Source organism: Mesorhizobium sp. LSJC269B00 (genome assembly GCF_000502815.1).
GTDB lineage: Bacteria > Pseudomonadota > Alphaproteobacteria > Rhizobiales > Rhizobiaceae > Mesorhizobium.
Genome location: NZ_AYVN01000001.1, coordinates 438,542 through 460,295 on the forward strand (window position 1 = coordinate 438,542; position 21,754 = coordinate 460,295).

The window sequence follows — 21,754 nt, forward strand, 5'->3', positions numbered from 1 at the left end:
CCTTATCCCTGCTTTTCGCTTTATTGTGACAATGATCTATGGTTTGTCGCGCGGCGGTCGAACGGCCGTTTTGGCGCGTTGCTTGAAGGAGTGCTCGATAAAATGGCGAATGAAAACTGGCCCGTTTACGGTGAAATCACCGGCCCTGTCGTGATGATCGGCTTTGGTTCGATCGGACGGGGAACGCTGCCTCTGATCGAGCGCCATTTCAAATTCGACAAGTCTCGCATGACGGTCATCGACCCGCTCGACACCGACCGCAAGCTGCTCGACGAGCGCGGCATCGCCTTCGTGCAGGAGCACGTGACCGAGAAGAACTACAAGAAACTGCTGACGCCGCTTTTGACCAATGGTGGCGGCCAGGGCTTTTGCATCAATCTGTCGGTCGATACCGGCTCGGTCGACCTGATGCGGCTCTGCCGCAAGCTCGGCGTGCTCTACATCGACACCGTCGTCGAGCCGTGGCTCGGCTTCTATTTCGACGCCAAGGCCGGCAATGCCAGCCGCACCAACTACGCGCTGCGCGAAGCCTTGATCAAGGAGAAGCACGACAAGCCCGGCGGCGCTACCGCGGTTTCGACCTGTGGCGCCAATCCGGGCATGGTCTCGTGGTTCGTCAAGCAGGCGCTGCTGAACCTTGCCGGCGACCTCGGCCTCGAGTTTTCCGAACCCGCGCAGGACGACCGTGACGGCTGGGCGAAGCTGATGAAGAAGGCCGGCGTCAAGGGCATCCACATCGCCGAGCGCGACACCCAGCGCACCAAGAAGCCGAAGCCGATGAACGTGTTCTGGAACACCTGGTCGGTCGAAGGTTTCATCTCGGAAGGGCTGCAGCCGGCCGAGCTCGGCTGGGGCACGCATGAGAGATGGATGCCGAAGAACGGCAAGGAGCACAAGCATGGCTCCAAGGCTGCGATCTATCTCGAACAGCCCGGCGCCAACACCCGCGTGCGCTCCTGGTGCCCGACGCCGGGCGCGCAATACGGTTTCCTGGTGACGCACAATGAGGCGATCTCGATCGCCGACTTCTTCACCGTGCGGTCGAAGAAGGGCAAGGTGCAATACCGCCCGACCTGCCACTATGCCTATCACCCCTGCAACGACGCCGTGCTGTCACTCCACGAAATGTTCGGCGCTGCCGGCAAGCCGCAGCCGGTCCACCATGTGCTTGACGAAAACGAGCTGGTCGACGGCGTGGACGAGCTTGGCGTGCTGCTCTACGGCCATGCCAAGAACGCCTACTGGTACGGTTCGCAGCTGTCGCTGGCCGAAGCCCGCAAGCTGGCGCCCTACCAGAACGCTACCGGCATGCAGGTCACCTCGGCCGTGCTCGCCGGCATGGTCTGGGCGCTGGAAAACCCCGAAGCCGGCATCGTCGAGGCCGACGAGATGGACTACAAGCGCTGCCTGGAAGTGCAGTCCCAGTATCTCGGACCAGTCAAGGGCTACTACACCGACTGGACGCCGCTCGATAACCGTCCGGGCCTGTTTCCCGAGGACCTCGACAAAAGCGACCCGTGGCAATTCCGCAACATCCTCGTTCGATAGCGGTTCCATACCCCTGCCTCACTGCCTTGCAATCGCCCGGAAATCGGGCGATTGAAGGGATGCGGACGAGAGCAGTGTGCATCCATTTGGACGCACGAGGGACGGCTCTGGAAACTTGAGGCCACGCACATCGTGTTCCCCAAAACGTCGTTTGACGATTGGGCCGATGCGTCAGGAGAGGATTTGATATGACGATTGTGCGCAAAATTCTTTCTGCGGGCGCGGCGGGCGTTCTTGCGACGATGCTTGCCGCCTGCACCACCGGCGGCTCCGACGGGCCACCGATCTCATCGCAGGCGCGAGGCGTCGAAGGCTCATGGCTGAACGCCGAAGGCAAGGCGGTCTCGACATTGAACGGCGGCGTCTTCACCACCGTTTCGGCGGAGACCGGTGAGAAATTCGCTGACGGCAGCTACACCAAGACCGGCGCCACCTCGGTCGAGATCAACGGAACCTCGCTGATCCGGCAGCAGCCAATCGCTTTCAACTGCCTGCTGGTGTCCATAAACCAGCTGAATTGCACCAGCTCCGCCGGGCAGAACTTCGTGCTGACCAGGCGCGGCTGAACCTTTCCCATGCGGCTTTGCGGATGGCGGCGCCGCGATGCCGCCGCCTTTTTTATGCCGGCAAACCGATGCCGGTTATCCGCCCTGATTCTTCTTGCATCGCCACAACCGCGATGTGAACATACCCGAAATGCTGGCTGTTATCCTGCAGTCGGGCAAGAGCGTTAAACGCCTTTGATCATATCCGGGAGACGAAGATGAAGAAGCTCGCCGCCATTGCCGCCCTCTCTGCCTCGACACTCGGCCTGTCGGCCGCACCATCCTTTGCCGACTACACGTTGAACATCCTGCATTTCAACGATTGGCACAGCCGCATCGAAGGCAACAACAAATACGAGTCGACCTGCTCGGCCGAGGAAGAGACCAAGGGTGAGTGCATCGGCGGCGCCGGCCGGCTGGTCACCGCGATCGCACAGGAGCGCAAGAAGCTCGAAGGCCAGAACGTGCTGCTGCTCAATGCCGGCGACAGCTTTCAGGGATCGCTGTTCTACATCACCTACAAGGGCACGGCGGAGGAGGAATTCCTCAATCAGATCAAGCCCGACGCGGTGACGCTCGGCAACCACGAATTCGACGATGGCGAGAGCGCGCTGGTGCCTTATCTCGACAAGGCGAAGTTCCCGATCGTCAGCGCCAATGTCGTGCCCAACGACAAGTCCGGCGCCGCAGGCAAGATCAAGCCGTCGATTGTGCTTGAGGTCGGCGGCCAGAAGATCGGCATTGTCGGCGCCGTGACCAACGACACACCGGAACTCGCCTCTCCCGGCCCCAACATTACCATCGAGGACGACGTCAAGTCGATCACCGCCGAGGTCGAGAAGCTGAAGGCGCAAGGCGTCAACAAGATAATTGCCGTCACCCATATCGGCTACAGGCGCGAGCGCGATGTCATCGCCAAGATCCCGGGCATAGATGTGGTGGTCGGCGGCCACAGCCATTCGCTTCTGTCCAACACCGACCCGAAGGGGGAAGGCCCCTATCCGACGATGGTCGACAACCCCGACGGCTCCAAGGTGCCTGTCGTGCAGGCCGCGTCCTATTCGAAATATCTCGGCGAATTCAAGGTCGTGTTCGACGACAACGGCAACGTCAAGGAAGCCAGCGGCGACCCGATCTTCCTCGACAAGTCGATCATCCCCGATCCGGCCGTTCTTGCCCGCATCAAGGAGCTCGGCGCGCCGATCGAGGCGCTGAAGAACAAGGAAGTGGCCGAGACCACCGAGGCCATCGACGGCAGCCGCGAAAGCTGCCGCACCAAGGAATGCGCGATGGGCAATCTCGTCTCCGACGCCATTCTCGACCGCGTCAAGGGACAGGGCGTCGAGATCGTCGTCTCCAATGGCGGCGGCCTGCGTGCTTCGATCGACAAGGGCACCGTCACCATGGGCGAGGTGCTGACCGTGCTGCCTTTCCAGAACACGCTGGCGACCTTCCAGATTTCCGGCAAGGATCTGGTTGCCGGGCTGGAAAACGGCGTCAGCCAGGTCGAGGACGGCGGCGGCCGCTTCCCGCAGGTGGCAGGTCTCAAATACTCCTTCGACAAGTCGGTCGCGCCCAATGCCGGCCGAGTCAAGTCGGTCGAGGTGATGCAGAACGGTGCCTGGGCGCCGATCAATCCGGACAAGGACTATCTGGTCGCCACCAACAATTACGTCCGCCAGGGCGGCGACGGCTACAAGGTCTTCGCCGAGAAGGCCAAGAACGCCTACGATTACGGCCCCGGCCTCGAACAGGTGGTTGCCGACTATCTCGCGGCGCACCGGCCCTATACGCCGAAGCTCGACGGCCGCATCACCGAGGTCGCGGCAACCGTAGCGGCTGCCCCGGCCGCCGAGCCGGCAAAACCAGCCGAACCGGCACCTGCTCCAGAGGAACCGGCAAAACCGGCCGAGGCTGCACCGGCGGAGCCGGCGATGCCCGCATTGCCGGCAGGCTCCGGCGACATCACCACCACGCCGCCGACTGTCCCGGCGGAAACCGCCCCGGCAACGCCGGCTCCGGCCGAACCGGCAAAACCGGCCGAAGCCGCACCTGCTCCGGCAAAGCCGGCTGACGCCGCCCCGGCCGAAGCCAGCCATGTCATCGTCGCCGGCGATACCTATTGGGATCTCGCCAAGAAGGCCTACGGCGACGGCGCCAAGTGGAAGGTGATCTCCGAGGCCAACAAAGGCTACGAACCACGCCGGCTTCCTGTCGGCGCGACCTTGACCATTCCGGCGAAGTAACCTCGCTTCGCACTTGCGACCAGCAAAACCCGTCCGGGTAACCGGACGGGTTTTTGGCTTTCAGGGTAAGGTGCGGCCAGACGCGGCATTGAAAACTCGCGCCACATCGCTAGGTTCGCCCGACATCGTCGGTTTCGCGGTGTCGGGAGACCTTCATGACGCTTTCCACGCCTGTCGACCCCAAAGCCGCGAAAGCGCTCGACCCGCTGCCGGCCGGACATCCGCCGGTAAAGGCAGGCAAGATCGGCGTCATGTTGGTCAATCTCGGCACGCCGGACGGTACCGATTTCAAGCCGATGTGGCGCTATCTCCGCGAATTCCTGTCCGATCCGCGCGTCATCGAACTCAACAAGGCGATCTGGTATCCGATCCTCTACGGCTTGGTGCTGACCACCAGACCGAAGAAGTCCGGCGCCAATTACGCCAGGATATGGAACCGCGAGAGGAACGAGTCGCCGCTGCGCACCTACACCCGCGCGCAGGGCGAAAAGCTGGCCGCAGCGCTCATCGACCTACCCGATGTCGTGGTCGACTGGGCGATGCGCTACGGCAACCCCTCGACCGCGAGCGTCGCTCAAAGGCTGGTCGAGCAAGGCTGCGACCGCATCCTGTCGTTCCCACTCTACCCGCAATACTCCGCGACCACCACCGCGACCGCCAACGACCAGCTGTTTCGCGCCTTGATGAAGATGCGCCGCGCGCCTGCCGTGCGCAGTGTTCCGCCCTACTATGACGAGCCGGTCTACATCGAGGCGCTCGCCCATTCGATCGAACGGCATCTGGCAACGCTAGACTTCGAGCCCGAGGTGGTCATCACCTCCTATCACGGCATCCCGAAGCCCTATTTCGAGAAGGGCGATCCCTATCACTGCCACTGCCAGAAGACGACACGGCTGTTGCGTGAACGACTGGGGTGGGATGAAAAGAAGCTGATCATCACCTTCCAGTCGCGCTTCGGCGCCCAGGAATGGCTGCAGCCCTACACCGACAAGACGGTCGAGAAACTGGCGAAGGACGGCGTGAAATCGATCGCCATCGTCAACCCAGGCTTTTCCGTCGACTGCATCGAGACGCTGGACGAAATCGGCCGCGAGGCGGCCGAGACCTTCCATCACGCCGGCGGCGAGAAATTCGCCCACATCCCGTGCCTCAACGACAGTGCAGAAGGCATGGCGGTGATCGAGGCGATGGTGCGGCGCGAGCTGTCGGGCTGGGTCTGAGGCCGCCACGTTGCGGCGATCGATCGCCGCAGTTGCGCTATTCCATGCACTAATAATCAACGATCACCTGATTGTAACATTATTGAAACACACCTAAGTGTTTGGTGAAGTCGGTTGCATGGAATCAACGCCATGGCCGGCATCTGAGGGAGATTCAAATGGACTTCAGTGGTTTCGGTATTGCGATTGGTGCGCTTGCCTTTCTGGTATTGGTGCTTCTTATCAAAGGCATCCGGACAATCCCGCAAGGCTATAATTATACGGTGGAGCGCTTTGGTCGTTACACCAAAACACTAAGCCCCGGCCTCAACCTCATCGTGCCGTTCGTCGACCGAATCGGCGCCAAGATGAACATGATGGAGCAGGTGCTCGACGTTCCGAGCCAGGAAATCATCACGCGCGACAACGCCATTGTGGGCGTCGACGGCATCGCCTTCTACCAGATCCTCAATGCGGCCCAGGCCGCCTACCAGGTCGCCGGCCTGGAGAACGCCATCCTCAATTTGACGATGACCAACATCCGTACCGTCATGGGTTCGATGGACCTCGACGAACTGCTGTCGAACCGCGACGCCATCAACGAACGGCTGCTGCGCGTCGTCGACGAAGCGGCGCATCCGTGGGGCATCAAGATTACCCGCGTCGAGATCAAGGACATCAATCCGCCGGCCAACCTCATCGAATCGATGGGCCGTCAGATGACCGCCGAACGCAACAAGCGTGCGCAGATCCTCGCCGCCGAAGGCCTCAAGCAGTCGCAGATCCTCGAGGCCGAGGGCCGCAAGGAAGCCGCCTTCCGCGACGCCGAGGCGCGCGAACGCTCGGCCGAAGCCGAAGCGCGAGCCACCCAGGTTGTATCGGAAGCCATCTCCAAGGGCGACGTGCAGGCACTCAACTACTTCGTGGCGCTGAAATACACTGAAGCGATGGGCAAGATCGGCACCGCCAACAACAGCAAGGTCGTGCTGATGCCGATGGAAGCCTCGGCGCTGATCGGCACGCTCGGCGGCATAAGCGAGATCGCCAGGGAGGTGTTCCGCAGCGAAGGTACCGCCGGCGCCGCCAGGCAAGCCGCCCGCCCTCCGGTGGTTCGCCCGAATGAGAACTGAGACCTGACGAGAACTGAGATCATAGGAGCGCACTCCCATGTTCGACCGCATCATTTCCGAACTTGGTCCGTGGAACTGGATGGTTCTGGGCTTCGTCCTCCTGGTGATGGAGGTCATCGCGCCAGGAATATTCATGCTGTGGATCGGCATCGCCGCATTGGTGATCGGTGTGATTTCCCTGCTCGTCTGGGACGCAAGCTTCTGGGCCTGGGAAGTCCAGGTCCTCGCCTTCCTGGCCCTGTCGCTGGTCTCGGCCCTTGCCGGAAAGAAGCTGGTTGGTGGGCGTAATACCCCTAGCGACCAGCCGCTCCTCAACCGGCGCGGCGCGCAGTTGGTCGGCAGGATGGCAACGCTGGCCGAGCCGATCAAGGACGGTCGCGGCCGCATCAAACTCGGCGACACACTGTGGCGCGTCTCCGGTCCCGACCTGCCGGCCGGCACGCAGGTGCGCGTCGTCAGTTCGGCCGACACGGATCTGGAACTGACCGTCGAGGCTGTTTGACATTTCGAAAGCGCATGGCGCTTTCGATCCGGAAAATCAGGGCGCGTCGCGCAGGGCTTCCCGAACGCGACGCGTCCTTTGATTTTTTCAGGCGGCGCCGATGCGCAGCAGGTCGTGCAGATGAACCAGTCCCACGAGCCGCCTGCCTTCGACCACCATAAGGCTCGTAATGGCCGAATTGTTGATAATCTGCAGCGCCGTCGCCACCAGCGTGTCCGGTGTGGCGGTCTTCGGCTTTTTCGTCATCACCTGATCGACGCTCATTTCCATGAGATTGCTGCCGATGTGACGCCTGATGTCGCCGTCGGTGATGATGCCCACCAACGCGCCATCCGCCGTCGCGATCGCCACGCAGCCGAAGCCCTTGTTCGACAATTCGAGGATCGCCTCGCGCATGCCCGTGCCGGAAGACACCAGCGGCAGCCTGTCGCCGACATGCATGATCTCGTGGATCTGCGTGAGGTTGGCGCCGAGCTGGCCGCCGGGGTGGAACGTGCGGAAATGGTCGGGCGTGAAGCCGCGCGCTTCGAGCAGCGCTATGGCCAGCGCATCGCCGACCACCAGTTGCAGCAGGGTCGATGTCGTCGGCGCCAGACCGTGCGGGCAGGCTTCCGGCGCGGACGGCAGGAGCACCACCACGTCGGCCGCGCGCGCCAGCGCCGAGGCCGCGCCCGCGGTAATCGCAATCAGCGGGATCGAGAAGCGCCTGGAATAGGCGACGATGCCCATCAACTCTTTGCTCTCGCCGGACCATGACATGGCGATGATGGCATCGTCTCTGGCGATCATGCCAAGGTCGCCATGATTGGCCTCCGCCGGATGGACGAAGAAGGCAGGCGTGCCGGTCGAAGCCAGACTAGCCGCGATCTTAGTGCCGATATGGCCGCTTTTGCCGACGCCGGTGACTATGACGCGGCCATTGATGCGCGACACCATGTCGACGGCGCGGGCGAAAGGTTCGGCCAGTTCGTTCTCCAGCGCGGCGGCCAATGCCGCCACGCCGGCCTGTTCCGTGGCTACCGTTCTCAGCGCCGAGGCGACCGAAGCCTCCAAAGGCTTCTTTTCTGGGGATCCCGCATGCATGGCTGATGCGATTAGCGCTTTGCCGTTCGCCTGTCCAACAGAATTGCCGTCCAGCCATGTCGTATAGGCACACCTTCAACCCTCCGTTAACCATCCCCGTTTACGGTTCGGTAAGTATGGCGCGCTTGCGCCGCGCAAGCAGTGGTGACGATGTCGCGGGCCCAGCCTCAAGAGAAAAAAGGTCGAACGGGCAGAGCCTTTTGCGCTCTGCTTCTGGCGACGAGCGTGCTCGCTTTGCTGCGGCCAACTGCGCTTCATGCCCAGGAGACCGAGCTGCGCGGCGAAGTTTCGGAATCGGCGATCCTGTCCGACCAGCAGCGCCGGGCCAGGCAATTGAGCAAGGCCAACACGCAGGTCAAGCCCGCCCCTGCCGACACCGCCCCCACGGGAAACACGCCAACCGCTTATGTGCCGGCCAGCGATGGCGCCTTGCCTGACGACACCGACCCGTCACAGGCCGGCGCAAACAGCATTTTCGACCCGCCGGCGACCATCGACGATTCGTTCGCCGACAAGCCGCCAACCGTCCAGCCACGCCGGCCATCGACGGCAAAACAACGCGCCGCCGCGGATGCAGACAAGGCCAAGGACAAAACCAAGGCTGCCGACAAGAAGAAGCCTGGCAAAGCCACGGACCAGACCACCACCGCCGCGACTCCGGACGGCACTGCGGCAGGCGACGCCGATCAGGACACAGCGAACGGCCGTGTCCTCACCGTCGGCGGTGTCGACCGACGAAAGCTCGACCCCGGCGCCGAGCGCACCGGCGCCATCGAGGGCCAGAAGAAGAAGCTCGAGGACGACCCGTACGCGGCAACCGGCATCAAGGTCGGCTCGTTCCTGCTGCGGCCGACGCTCGAGCAGGGCGTTGCCGTCACGTCGAACGCCGATTCCAGCGCTGGCGGCAAGTCGGCGGTGCTGTCCGAAACGGCGCTCCGTTTCTCCGCCGCCTCCGATTGGCGCGAGAATTCGGCGGTCATCGACGGCTACGGCAATTTCCGCAACACCATTTCGGGCCAGAAGATCAATGAGGCACGCGGCCGTATCCAAGGCACGTACAATGTCGACCTCGACAATGAACTGCGCGCCATCGCCAAGCTCGGCTACGAGATTGCGCCGGAATCGGCCTCCGCGCCCGACGCCATTGCCGGCGTCACCTCGCAGCCGATCCGCCAGACTGTCGACGGCAGCCTCGCCGTCGAGAAGGATGTCGGCAAGCTGCGCTTTGCGCTGACCGGTGCCGTCTCCCACGACATCTATGGCGATGCCGAACTTACCGATGGCACCTCGCTGTCGCAGAAGGACCAGGACAACACGCTCTACACCGCAACGTTGCGGACTGGCTATGAAATTTCCCCGGCTCTGACGCCCTTTGCTGAGATTGAGCTCGGCCGCCGGGTATATGACCAACGGGTCGACAACAAGGGCTTCGAGCGCTCCTCGACCCGGCTTGGCGCACGCGCCGGTATCGAAGTCGACATGGGCGAGAAGCTCAAGGGTGAGTTCTCGGCCGGCTGGCTGAGGGAGGCGATCGACGACAAGAACCTGGAGGCGATTTCGGGAGCCACCATCAATGCCGACCTCAAATGGTCGCCCGAGCGCGGTACCATCATCGGCCTCACCGGGCGAACCACGGTCGAAGGCACAACGAATGCCGGTGAGAGCGGCGACATCCTCTATTCCGGCCGCCTCACCGGCGAGCGGCAGATCCGCGCCGACCTGACCGGCAACGCAGCCCTTGGGCTCGACTGGCGCAATTACACCGGCTCCGACGGCCATGACATGACGCTGAGTGCAGAGGCCGGGCTGACCTGGTGGCTGAACCGCTATGTCGGCCTCACCAGCCGCGCCCGCACCGAAAAGCTGACCAGCAATCTGCCCGGGCGCAACTACACCGCCAACAGCATCTATTTGGGGCTGAAGCTGCAGCGGTAGCTAAAAAGCAGCGCCGCGACGCTCGGACGGCTTCATCTCATCGAGCAGCGTGCGGATGACGCCGGCCATGTTCTCGTTCATGTCGCTGCGCCACAGCGCGAAGGCGACATTGGCCTCGACGAAGCCTTCCGGCGAGCCGCAATCGAAGGTGCGGCCCTGAAAGTGGTAGCCAAAGAAGGGCTGCTGCTTTTCCAGCTTCAGCATCGCGTCGGTGAGCTGGATCTCGTTGCCGGCGCCCTTTTCCTGGCTTTCGAGGATCTTGAAAATCTCGGGCTGCAGGATGTAGCGGCCGTTGATGTAGAGATTGGACGGCGCGGTGCCGGTCTTCGGCTTTTCGACCATCTCGGTGATGCGGAAGCCGTGATGCGTGTCCTCGCCGCGGCCGACAATGCCATATTTGTGGGTTTCGGCCGGATCGCATTCCTGCACCGCGATGATGTTGTTGCCGGTCTCCTCGTAGAGCTCGACCATGGCCTTCGTGCAGCTCTTCTCCGACTGCATGATCATGTCGGGCAGCAACAGCGCGAAGGGTTCGTCGCCGACCAGTTCGCGGGCGCACCAGACGGCGTGGCCGAGCCCCATCGGCACCTGCTGGCGGGTGAACGAGGTCTGCCCCGGCGCCGGCTGCAGCCGCTGCAAGCGGGCCAGCTGATCGTCCTTGCCGCGCTGTGCCAGCGTATCATAGAGCTCGAACTGGATATCGAAATGGTCTTCTATGACCGCCTTGTTGCGGCCGGTGACGAAGATGAAATGTTCGATGCCGGCCTCGCGCGCCTCATCGACGACATACTGGATGACCGGCCGGTCGACGACGGTCAGCATCTCCTTGGGAATGGCCTTGGTGGCCGGGAGAAACCGTGTGCCGAGACCGGCGACCGGGAAAACTGCCTTGCGAACTCGCTTCATGCGTCAATTATCCGTTTGAGGGCGTGCCCGGCAATCCCGCCTCGCGACATTTTCGCGCCGGAATTGTGGATTATCGGGCCATTGAGGGAAACATCAACCGGTAAAGCATCCAGGTGTCTTTTCGTTCCAGGCGCCGCCTATGGTAAACCAATTGCTAACCCGGTTCGGCGATGAATGGTCTTTCCTGAGATAGAGAAAGGGGAAAATATGTCCGTTCGCAGTGCCGCAAAACTCTTTACCAGCGTGCTGACGGCGGCCAGCCTCTCGCTCGCCTTGCTGATGCCGGCCGGACCGGCCTTCGCCGATGCCGGTTTTCGGCAATGGGTCGCCGGCTTCCGCGCCACGGCCGTGGCGGGCGGCGTTTCCGGCGGGGTCTACGACCGAGCGTTCCGGGGCATCAATGAGCCCGACCCGGTGGTGCTGGAAAAGGCACGCACCCAGCCCGAATTCACCGCACCTGCCTGGGACTATTTCGACAACCGCGTCCACGACCAGTCCGTTGCCGTCGGCCAGCAGATGGCCAAGAAATGGAAGCCGTGGCTGGAACGGATCGAGGCGAGGTTCGGCGTCGACCGCTACATCCTGCTCGCCATCTGGTCGATGGAATCGAATTATGGCGAGATCCTCAAGCGCGACGACATCATGCGCAATGTCATCCGCTCGCTGGCAACCCTCGCCTATGGCGACCCGAAGCGTTCGAAATTCGCCCGCACCCAATTGGTCGCCGCGCTGAAAATCCTGCAGACCGGCGACATCGACGAAAGCCACCTGATGGGCTCCTGGGCCGGCGCCATGGGCCAGACCCAGTTCATCCCGACCAGCTACCAGCATTATGCCGTCGACATGGACGGCAACGGCAAGCGCGACATCTGGAATTCGGTCCCCGATGCGTTGGCGACATCAGCCAATCTGCTGAAGAAGAATGGCTGGCAGGGCGGCAAGACCTGGGGCTACGAGGTCACCATTCCGGCGGGCAAACTGCCGGCCGGCTCGAAGACATTGGCGCAGTGGCAGGCGCTCGGCGTCGCCAGGGCCAATGGCAAGCCGTTCAAGAACGCAACCGACAAGGCGACCCTGAAAGTGCCGGACGGCCGCGGCGGACCGGCCTTCCTGATGATCAAGAACTTCTCCGTCATCAAGGCCTACAACAACGCCGACAAATATGCCCTGGCCGTCGGCCTTCTTGCCGACGAAATCGCCGGCTCTAATGGTCTGGTGCAGGACTGGAAGCGGCCCTTCACCAAACTGTCCTTCGAGGAAAGGCAGGAGTTGCAGAAGCGGCTTTCGCAGCACGGACTTTACGACGGCAAGTTCGACGGCAAGATCGGTGACGGCACGAAAACCGCCATCATGACCTATCAGGCAACGGTCGGCTTGACCCAGGACGGGTATCCGAGCATGGAAGTGCTCAAATGGCTCAGAAAGAAATAGAGCCGGCGACGGCAGCGCGCATCTGTGACGCGCAAGGGATGCCGTAGCATCGGTCTGTGCATGATCCCCTGCGAGGGCCATGCACCAAGGGATGGAGAGGGTGCTTGGTTTCGGCAACGCGTATCCGTGTGATCGTTTTCCGCTTGCCGATCCTCGTTCTGGCCATCGTTGTCCTGGCGACGGGACTCGCCGGCACTTTCCACACACCGGCTTTGGCGCAGGAACAACCGCAGAACCGCGGCTGGTCGCTGCGCGACCTTCTGTTCCCGCGCCGCAGCGAACGCATCGAGCCGCCGCTCGACGTCCGCAAGGCAAAGCCGAAGGTCAAGAAGAAGCCCCGTGCACCCGTTGGACCTTCCGCTCCGATTGTCGAGAAGACACCGGATGCCCGCGTCGTTCTGGTGATCGGCGATTTCATGGCCAACGGCCTGGCCGAAGGCCTCGAAACAGCCTTTGCCGACAATGCCAACGTCAGGATCGTCGAGCGCGCCAACGGTTCTTCGGGTTTCGTGCGCGATGATGTCTACAACTGGCCCGAACAGGTCAAATCGCTGGTCGAGACCGAGAAGCCCGCCGCCGTGGTCGTCATGCTGGGCTCCAACGACCGCCAGCAGATGCGCGTCAACGATGTGCGCGAGCAGCCGCGCTCCGAGAACTGGACCAAGGAATACGAACGCCGGACCGAAGCCTTGGGAAAGGCACTGGCGGCGACCAAGGTGCCTTATCTGTGGGTCGGCATGCCAGCCTTCAAGACGCCGAAGATGACCTCCGACATGCTGGCATTCAACGACATCTACCACTCGGCTGCCGAGAAGAACGGCGGCGAATTCGTCGATGTCTGGGATGGGTTCGTCGACGAGAACGGCGCCTTTGTCTCGACCGGCCCCGACATTAACGGCCAGGCCGTGCGGCTGCGCTCCGACGACGGCATCAACGTCTCGAAAGCCGGCAAGCGAAAGCTCGCCTTCTACACCGAAAAGCCGCTGGCCAAGATCCTCGGCCTGGCAGCGCCGGGAAGCGTGGTGACGGCTGCCGCACCGGCCGGCGCCCCGGTCGAGGCGCCGTCGTTGCCCGCCGCCCCGATCGTGGTCGACCGCACCGTTCCAATGCTGCTCAACGATCCGGCGCTCGACGGCGGGACCGAGCTTCTCGGTGCGGCGGCGGCGCCGAAAGCCAATCCGGATCTGCCCGGCGAAAAACTAATCCTCGAAGGCAAGGCGCCCGAGGCCTCGCCCGGTCGCGCCGACGACTTCTCCTGGCCGCCCAAGGCCGCTGCCGCGACGGATACGACGACGGCGATCAACCGTTAACGGGGGAGTACCGTCGACCCCATCAGCGCTTCATCGATCGAGCGCGCGGCCTGGCGGCCTTCGCGGATCGCCCACACAACCAGCGACTGGCCGCGGCGCACATCACCTGCGGCGTAGAGCTTGTCGACGCTGGTCTTGTAGTCGCGATCGTTGGCTTCGACATTGCGGGAACGGCGGCTGTCGGTGGTGATTTTCATCTCACCGTCCAGCTCTTTCGCGACGCCGGCGGCAGCCGGTCCGGCAAAGCCGATGGCGATGAAGGCGAGGTCTGCACGGATGACGAATTCGGTGCCGGGGATAGGCTTGCGCTTCTCGTCGACTTCGCAGCATTTGACGCCGGTCAGCTGGCCGTCCTCGCCGATGAATTCGAGCGTCGCCACCTGGAATTCGCGCTCCGCACCTTCGGCCTGTGAGGACGAGGTGCGCATCTTGGTCGCCCAGTAAGGCCAGACCGAAAGCTTGTCTTCCTTCTCCGGCGGCTGCGGGCGGATGTCGAGCTGGGTGACACGCACCGCGCCCTGGCGGAAGGCGGTGCCGACGCAGTCGGACGCGGTATCGCCGCCGCCGACGACGACGACATGCTGGCCGCCGGCGATGATCGGATGCGACGGCCAGGCCACCGACTGGATCGGCTCGCCGCCGACGCGACGGTTCTGCTGCACCAGATAGGGCATGGCGTCATAGACGCCGCCGAGATCGTCGCCCGGAATATTGGCCGGACGCGGCGATTCCGAACCGCCGCAATAGAGCACCGCATCATATCCGGCGAGCAACTCTGCCACCGGCTTGTCGACGCCGACATTGACGCCGCAATGGAAGGTCACGCCCTCGCCCTGCATCTGCTCGATGCGGCGGTCGATATAGTGCTTCTCGATCTTGAAGTCGGGAATGCCGTAGCGCATCAGCCCGCCGGGACGGCTCTCACGCTCATAAACGCTGACCTCGTGGCCGGCGCGGCCAAGCTGCTGCGCCGCCGCCATCCCTGCCGGGCCGGAGCCGATGACAGCGACCCGCTTGCCCGTCTTCTTCTCTGGCGGATAAGGCCGGATATGGCCGGTTTCATAAGCCTTGTCGGCGATTGCCTGTTCGACAGTCTTGATGGCAACCGGAATGTCCTCGAGGTTCAGCGTGCAGGCTTCCTCGCAGGGCGCGGGGCAGATGCGGCCGGTGAACTCGGGGAAATTGTTGGTCGAATGCAGGTTGCGGATCGCATTGTCCCAGTCGCCATTGTAGACGAGGTCGTTCCAGTCCGGGATCTGGTTGTGGATCGGGCAACCGGTCGGCCCGTGGCAGAACGGGATGCCGCAATCCATGCAGCGCGCCGCCTGTTTCTCGACCTCCTTGTCCGACATCGGCAGCGTGAATTCACGAAAATGCCGGATGCGGTCGGAGGCCGGCTGGTACTTGTGCACCTGCCGGTCGATTTCGAGAAAGCCTGTTACCTTGCCCATAGTCCAGTTCCTGCTGTCCAGATGGTGCGGTTTTCGCACCCGTTAACCCCTTGAGGCAGCCGTGGCAACCTTGCATCCGAGGTCAAACTGTCGCTGAAAGTTCCGCCGGGAAGCCTGCGCCTCCCGGCAAGTCGAAAAACCTATTCCGCCGCCACGCCCATGCGCATGCGTTCCATCTCGATCAGCGCGCGGCGGTATTCGACCGGCATGATCTTGCGGAATTTCGGCCGGAAGGTCGTCCAGTCGTCGAGTATCTCGCGGCCGCGTACCGAACCGGTGAAATGGACGTGGTTCGAGATAAGCTGGTAAAGCCGTTCCTCGTCATGGGTGGTCATGTCGCCCGAGACGTCGACGCGACCCTTGTGGTCGAGGTCACCGCCATGATGCAGCAGCCTTTCCATCAGATCGTCTTCTTCCGGAACCGGCTCCAGCTCGACCATCGCCATGTTGCAGCGCGCGGCGAAATCGCCGGCCTCATCCAGAACATAGGCCACGCCGCCCGACATGCCGGCAGCGAAGTTGCGACCGGTCTGGCCGATGACGACGACGATGCCGCCGGTCATGTATTCGCAGCCATGATCGCCGACGCCTTCAACGACGGCGGCGACGCCCGAATTGCGCACCGCGAAGCGCTCGCCGGCGACACCTGCGAAATAGGCCTCGCCCTCGGTCGCGCCATAGAGGACGGTGTTGCCGACGATGATCGATTCCGCCGCGACGATCCTGGACTCCTCCGGCGGCCGGATGACGATGCGTCCGCCCGACAGGCCTTTGCCGACATAGTCGTTGGCCGCACCGACGAGATCGAACGAGATGCCGCGCGCCAGGAAGGCGCCGAACGACTGGCCGGCGGTGCCGGTCAGCTTCACCTGGATCGTGTCCTCGCGCAGGCCCTTGTGCCTGAAGCGCTTGGCGACTTCGCCCGACAGCATGGCGCCCGTGGAGCGATCGACATTGCGGATGTCGACCTCGATCTTGACCGGCTGCTTGCTTTCGAGCGCGGGCTTCGCCAGTTCGATTAGCTTGCGATCGAGTACATCGTCGATCGGGTGTTTCTGCCGTTCGGTCCAGTGCACCGCCTCATGCGGCGCGTCCGGCTTGAAGAACATCTTGCCGAAATCGAGCCCGCGCGCCTTCCAATGCTGGATCATCTCGCGCTTTTCCAGCAGGTCGCTGTCGCCGATGATCTGGTCGATATGGGTGTAGCCCATCTCGGCCAGCAGCCCCCTCACCTCTTCCGCAACATAGAAGAAGAAGTTGATGACATGCTCGGGCGTGCCCTTGAAACGCTTGCGCAGAACCGGGTCCTGCGTCGCGACGCCGACCGGGCAGGTGTTCAAGTGGCACTTGCGCATCATGATGCAGCCGGCCGCGATCAGCGGCGCGGTCGAGAAGCCGAACTCGTCGGCACCGAGCAGCGCACCGATGATGACGTCGCGCCCCGTGCGCAAGCCACCATCGACCTGCAGCGCAACGCGCGAGCGCAGCCCGTTCAGTACCAGCGTCTGGTGCGTCTCGGCAAGGCCCATTTCCCATGGACTGCCGGCATGCTTGAGCGAGGTCAGCGGCGACGCGCCGGTGCCGCCATCATAGCCGGAGATGGTGATGTGGTCGGCGCGCGCCTTGGCGACGCCCGCCGCAACCGTACCGACACCGACTTCCGACACCAGCTTTACCGAGACGTCGGCCGCCGGGTTGACGTTCTTCAGATCGTAGATCAGCTGCGCCAGATCCTCGATCGAATAGATGTCGTGATGCGGCGGCGGCGAGATCAGGCCGACGCCGGGCGTCGAGTGCCGGACCTTGGCGATGGTGGCGTCGACCTTGTGGCCGGGCAGCTGGCCGCCCTCACCGGGCTTGGCGCCCTGCGCGACCTTGATCTGCATGACATCGGAATTGACGAGATACTCGGCGGTGACGCCAAAGCGCCCCGAGGCGACCTGCTTGATCGCCGAACGTTCGGGGTTCTTGCTGCCGCCGGGCAGCGGCAGATAGCGGTCGGCCTCTTCGCCGCCCTCGCCGGTGTTCGACTTGCCGCCGATCTGGTTCATGGCGCGCGCCAGCGTCGTGTGTGCCTCGCGCGAGATCGAGCCGAACGACATCGCCCCGGTCGAGAAGCGCTTGACGATATCGGCCGCCGACATCACGTCCTCTATCGCCACCTTCTTGCGGCCGGTCTCTTCCGCAAGCTTGATCCTGAACAGGCCGCGTATGGTCTGGGCACGGGCCGTCTCGCTGTTGATCTGCGCGGAATACTCCTTGAACGTCTCCCACGAGCCCTGACGCACGGCGTGCTGCAAGGTGGCGACGGCGTCGGGCGACCACATATGGGCTTCGCCGCGCATGCGGTACATGTACTCGCCGCCGACCTCGAGGCTGTTGCGCAGCACCGGATCGTTGCCGAAACCGTCGGTGTGGCGGCTGAGCGTCTCGGCCGCGACCTCGTCCAGACCGACACCTTCGATCAGCGTCGCTGTGCCGGTGAAGTACTTCTCGACGAAATCCGACTTCAGCCCGATGGCGTCGAATATCTGCGCGCCGCAATAGGACTGGTAGGTGGAGATGCCCATCTTCGACATCACCTTGAGGATGCCCTTGCCGATCGACTTGATGTAGCGCGAGACCACCTCGTAGGCGTCGACCTCAGCCGGCAGTTCGCCACGCTTGTGCATGTCGAGCAGCGTATCGAAGGCAAGGTAGGGGTTGATCGCCTCGGCGCCGTAGCCGGCGAGACAGCAGAAATGATGCACTTCGCGCGGCTCGCCGGATTCCACGACCAGGCCGACCGCGGTGCGCAGACCCTTGCGGATCAGATGGTGGTGCACGGCAGCCGTCGCCAGCAGTGCCGGAATGGCGATACGGTCGGGACCGACCTGGCGGTCGGACAGGATGATGATGTTGTAGCCGCCGGCGACAGCGGCTTCCGCCCGCTCGCACAGACGCTCGACGGCGCCCTGCATGCCGGCCGCGCCCTCGCTCGACCCGTAGGTGATGTCGATGGTCTTGGTGTCGAAACGGTCCTCGGTGTGGCCGATCGAGCGGATCTTTTCCAGATCGCCATTGGTCAGGATCGGCTGGCGCACTTCGAGCCGCTTGCGGCGCGAATTGCCGACCAGGTCGAAGATGTTCGGCCGCGGCCCGATGAACGACACCAGGCTCATCACCAGCTCCTCGCGGATCGGGTCGATCGGCGGGTTGGTGACCTGGGCGAAATTCTGTTTGAAATAGGTGTAGAGCAGCTTCGACTTGTCCGACATCGCCGAGATCGGCGTGTCGGTGCCCATCGAACCCACGGCTTCCTGGCCGGTGGTCGCCATCGGCGACATCAACAGCTTGGTGTCTTCCTGCGTGTAGCCGAAAGCCTGCTGGCGATCGAGCAGGCTGACATCCTTGCGCAGCGCGCGCGGCTCCACCGGCTTCAGATCCTCGAGGATCAGCTGCGTGCTGTTGAGCCAGGTCTTGTAGGGATGCCTGGTGGCGATCTCCGACTTGATCTCCTCGTCGGAAATGATGCGGCCCTTGGCGAGGTCGATCAGAAGCATGCGGCCGGGCTGCAGCCGCCACTTCTTGACGATCCTCTCCTCCGGCACCGGCAGCACGCCGGCCTCTGACGCCATGATGACGCGGTCGTCGTCGGTGACGATGTAGCGCGCCGGCCGCAGCCCGTTGCGGTCGAGCGTGGCGCCGATCTGGCGGCCGTCGGTGAAGGCGACCGCGGCCGGCCCGTCCCACGGCTCCATAAGCGCTGCATGGTATTCGTAGAAAGCCTTGCGATCGGCATCCATCAGCTTGTTGCCGGCCCAGGCTTCCGGGATCAGCATCATCATGGCGTGGCTGAGGCTGTAGCCGCCCTGGAACAGGAATTCGAGCGCATTGTCGAAGCACGCCGTGTCGGACTGGCCGTCATAGGAGATCGGCCACAGCTTGGAGATGTTGTTGCCGAACAGTTCGGAATCGACCGAGGCCTGGCGCGCCGCCATCCAGTTGTTGTTGCCGCGCACCGTGTTGATCTCGCCATTATGCGCGACCATGCGGTAGGGGTGCGCGAGCTTCCATGACGGGAAGGTGTTGGTCGAGAAGCGCTGGTGGACGAGGATCAGCGCGGTCTCGAAACGCGGATCCGACAAATCCTTGTAATAGGCGCCGACCTGGTAGGCCAGGAACATGCCCTTGTAGACGATGGTACGCGCCGATAGCGACACACAGTAGGCGCCGATATCCTTGTTGTTGTTCTCGGCGTAGATGCGGCCGGAAATCACCTTGCGCAGCAGGTACAGCCTGGCCTCGTATTCCTCGTCATCTGGAATGTCCGATGTGCGGCCGATGAAGACCTGGCGATGGAACGGTTCGGAGGCCGCAATATCGGGCGCCTTCGACAGCGATGAATTGTCGACCGGCACGTCGCGAAAGCCGAGCAGCGGCAGCCCTTCTGACTGCGCCGATTCGGCGATGATCTCTTCGATATGGGCGCGCAGTGCCGCATCCTGCGGCATGAACCAGTGGCCGACGCCGTATTGGCCTGCCGCCGGCAGTTCGACGCCCTGGGCCGCCATCTCTTCGCGGAAGAAATGATCGGGAATCTGCACCAGCACGCCGGCGCCGTCGCCCATCAGCGGATCGGCGCCGACAGCGCCGCGATGCGTCAGGTTTTCGAGCACGAAGAGCCCGTCCTTGACGATCTGGTGCGACTTCACGTTCTTCATGTTGACGATGAAGCCGACGCCGCACGCGTCATGCTCGTTGCGCGAATCGTAGAGACCCTGCGCGGCCATACCGTTGCCGGTCAGGCCGTTGGTGGTTCGGCCTTCTTTGGTCAGAACGGTATTTTTAACGGCTGCCGCTTTCGTCTGCGCGGCCTGGCCGATAATCGCAGATGGCGTCAGTTCCGTCATCGTCCTGTCCTCCGATCCGGCCCCTTGCACGTCTAGCATTTGGGGCGCTGGTCTACCTTGGGAAGCGACTGGCTTCCGCTCTCATTCTTGCGGCACGTCTTTTCGAAATCCTTGGCGGACCGTGCGGTGCACCGCCGGTTCGTATCCGGTATCGTACAGGCCACAGCCGAGCCGTCTACCCGTCGCTCGCGGCAACGGCCGGAGTGGCCCAAATGATACGCCAATCCAGCCTGACTTGTGCGACAAAATAAGACAGCACTACTGTCCTAAATTTTTATGGCAGAAATCCTGGGCGCACACAAGACCGATTCACCAAATTCTTGGACGTTTGGCGACAGAAAATTACGTCGGGCGCTGTTGAAACGAAATTTCGGTCCCGGCACTCCTTCGTGATCGCCTTTGGCTTTACCGCTTTTTCAGCCCTTGGCCCTTGCGCGTCAAACCCCGAAACGGCCATGGTCGCGCTCTTGTCGCAACCAGACTTTCTCAACCAGGCAGGGACTTTCCTGATGTTCTTTGCATCCGACAACTGGGCGGGCGTCCATTCCAACATTGCCGCCGGGCTGTCAGCCAATGCTGGCGGCTTTTCGACCGCCTATGGCGATGGCGATCTCGACCGGGCCGTCTACCAGCGTTTCAGCGAGATCTTCGAACGCGAGGTCGCGGTGTTCTTCGTCGCTACCGGCACGGCGGCCAACTCGCTGTCCCTGGCCGCTTACAACAAGCCCGGCGGCATTTCCTTTGCGCACCGCGAATCGCACATCATCGAGGACGAATGCGGCGCGCCGGAATATTTCAGCGGCGGCTCGCGTCTCCATGCTGTCGACGGCGCCCTGGGCAAGATCGATCCGCACAATCTTGAACGCGCCGTCGCCCGTTTCGCACCCGAAATCGTCCATTGGGGACGCCCGACGGCCGTCTCGATCACCCAATCGACCGAAGTCGGCACAGTGTACGGGCTCGACGACATTTCCACCATTTCGGAGATCGCCAAACGCTTTTCCCTGCCGCTGCATATGGACGGCGCCCGTTTTGCCAACGCATTGGTCGCGCTTGAGACGACGCCGGCCGAAATGACCTGGAAGCGCGGCGTCGACATCGTCTCGTTCGGCGGCACCAAGAACGGCTGCTGGTGCGCCGAAGCGGTGGTGCTGTTCGATCTAGACCGCGCCAAGGAGTTGTCCTTCCTGCGCAAGCGCGCCGCACAGCTGTTCTCCAAGTCGCGCTTCATCGCAGCGCAGTTCGACGCCTACTTCACGGACGGCCTGTGGCTGGACACGGCCCGTCATGCCAATGCCATGGCCGCGCGCCTGGCGGCTGCGATCGAGGATTCGGCAACGGCGAAGCTCGCCTGGTTGCCGCAGGCCAACGAGGTGTTCGCGGTGATGAAAAAGGCGGAAGCCGAAAGGCTGCAATCCGTCGGCGCAGCCTTTTACGACTGGCACAGGCCGCACGGCTTCGACGGCCATGTCGGCGAGGACGAGTTGCTCTATCGCTTCGTCACCAGCTTTGCCACGACTTCAGATGAGGTCGATCGCTTCGGCCAGATGATCGCCTGAACCCGCGAGACCGCGCC

At 63.0% G+C, this 21,754-nt stretch carries 14 protein-coding genes; 10 read left to right on the forward strand and 4 right to left on the reverse strand.

From position 1 onward, the window contains the following. Positions 1 to 102: 102 nt before the first annotated feature. From X771_RS162660 to X771_RS162635, 6 genes are all read left to right on the forward strand, one after another. A complete protein-coding gene (locus X771_RS162660; protein ID WP_023686404.1) occupies positions 103 to 1,548 on the forward strand; it encodes a homospermidine synthase in 1,446 nt (481 codons plus the stop codon). Positions 1,549 to 1,736: 188 nt separating this feature from the next. Beyond that, positions 1,737 to 2,114, forward strand: a complete 378-nt coding sequence (locus X771_RS162655; protein WP_023686405.1) for a hypothetical protein — start codon at positions 1,737 to 1,739, stop codon at positions 2,112 to 2,114. A 197-nt stretch (positions 2,115 to 2,311) separates the two neighbouring features. After that, positions 2,312 to 4,339: a bifunctional UDP-sugar hydrolase/5'-nucleotidase gene (locus X771_RS162650; protein WP_023686406.1), complete on the forward strand. Its 2,028-nt coding sequence runs from the start codon at positions 2,312 to 2,314 to the stop codon at positions 4,337 to 4,339. A gap of 155 nt (positions 4,340 to 4,494) precedes the next feature. Continuing rightward, a complete protein-coding gene (gene hemH / locus X771_RS162645) occupies positions 4,495 to 5,559 on the forward strand; it encodes a ferrochelatase (protein WP_023686407.1) in 1,065 nt (354 codons plus the stop codon). 158 nt (positions 5,560 to 5,717) lie between these two features. Further along, positions 5,718 to 6,668 carry an SPFH domain-containing protein gene (locus tag X771_RS162640; protein ID WP_023686408.1) on the forward strand — a complete coding sequence of 317 codons (951 nt, stop codon included), beginning with the start codon at positions 5,718 to 5,720 and terminating at the stop codon, positions 6,666 to 6,668. A 37-nt stretch (positions 6,669 to 6,705) separates the two neighbouring features. Then, a complete protein-coding gene (locus X771_RS162635; RefSeq protein WP_023686409.1) occupies positions 6,706 to 7,170 on the forward strand; it encodes an NfeD family protein in 465 nt (154 codons plus the stop codon). A gap of 87 nt (positions 7,171 to 7,257) precedes the next feature. Here X771_RS162635 and X771_RS162630 read toward each other — a convergent pair whose 3' ends face one another. Further along, positions 7,258 to 8,253: a KpsF/GutQ family sugar-phosphate isomerase gene (locus tag X771_RS162630; protein ID WP_023686410.1), complete on the reverse strand. Its 996-nt coding sequence runs from the start codon at positions 8,251 to 8,253 to the stop codon at positions 7,258 to 7,260. A 150-nt stretch (positions 8,254 to 8,403) separates the two neighbouring features. Between X771_RS162630 and X771_RS162625 the strand changes: the two genes are divergently transcribed. Further along, positions 8,404 to 10,188, forward strand: coding sequence for an outer membrane beta-barrel protein (locus X771_RS162625; RefSeq protein ID WP_031202388.1), 1,785 nt, complete (start codon positions 8,404 to 8,406; stop codon positions 10,186 to 10,188). Here X771_RS162625 and galU read toward each other — a convergent pair whose 3' ends face one another. Beyond that, a complete protein-coding gene (gene galU, locus X771_RS162620; protein WP_023671956.1) occupies positions 10,189 to 11,094 on the reverse strand; it encodes a UTP--glucose-1-phosphate uridylyltransferase GalU in 906 nt (301 codons plus the stop codon). Between the two features lie 207 nt (positions 11,095 to 11,301). Between galU and X771_RS162615 the strand changes: the two genes are divergently transcribed. Continuing rightward, positions 11,302 to 12,525 (forward strand): lytic murein transglycosylase, encoded by a 1,224-nt coding sequence (locus X771_RS162615; protein WP_023686412.1) that lies wholly within the window; start codon positions 11,302 to 11,304, stop codon positions 12,523 to 12,525. Between the two features lie 104 nt (positions 12,526 to 12,629). Next, a complete protein-coding gene (locus X771_RS162610; protein ID WP_023686413.1) occupies positions 12,630 to 13,835 on the forward strand; it encodes a DUF459 domain-containing protein in 1,206 nt (401 codons plus the stop codon). Here the strand turns inward: X771_RS162610 and X771_RS162605 are convergent. Both X771_RS162605 and gltB read right to left on the reverse strand, forming a co-directional pair. Next, positions 13,832 to 15,286 carry a glutamate synthase subunit beta gene (locus X771_RS162605; RefSeq protein ID WP_023686414.1) on the reverse strand — a complete coding sequence of 485 codons (1,455 nt, stop codon included), beginning with the start codon at positions 15,284 to 15,286 and terminating at the stop codon, positions 13,832 to 13,834. The genes X771_RS162610 and X771_RS162605 overlap by 4 nt on opposite strands. Before the next feature lie 140 nt (positions 15,287 to 15,426). Next, entirely contained in the window at positions 15,427 to 20,178 is a 4,752-nt protein-coding gene (gltB, locus tag X771_RS162600) for a glutamate synthase large subunit (protein WP_023686415.1), read from the reverse strand. Between the two features lie 509 nt (positions 20,179 to 20,687). Between gltB and X771_RS162595 the strand changes: the two genes are divergently transcribed. Beyond that, positions 20,688 to 21,737: a low specificity L-threonine aldolase gene (locus X771_RS162595; protein ID WP_023686416.1), complete on the forward strand. Its 1,050-nt coding sequence runs from the start codon at positions 20,688 to 20,690 to the stop codon at positions 21,735 to 21,737. Positions 21,738 to 21,754 lie beyond the last annotated feature (17 nt).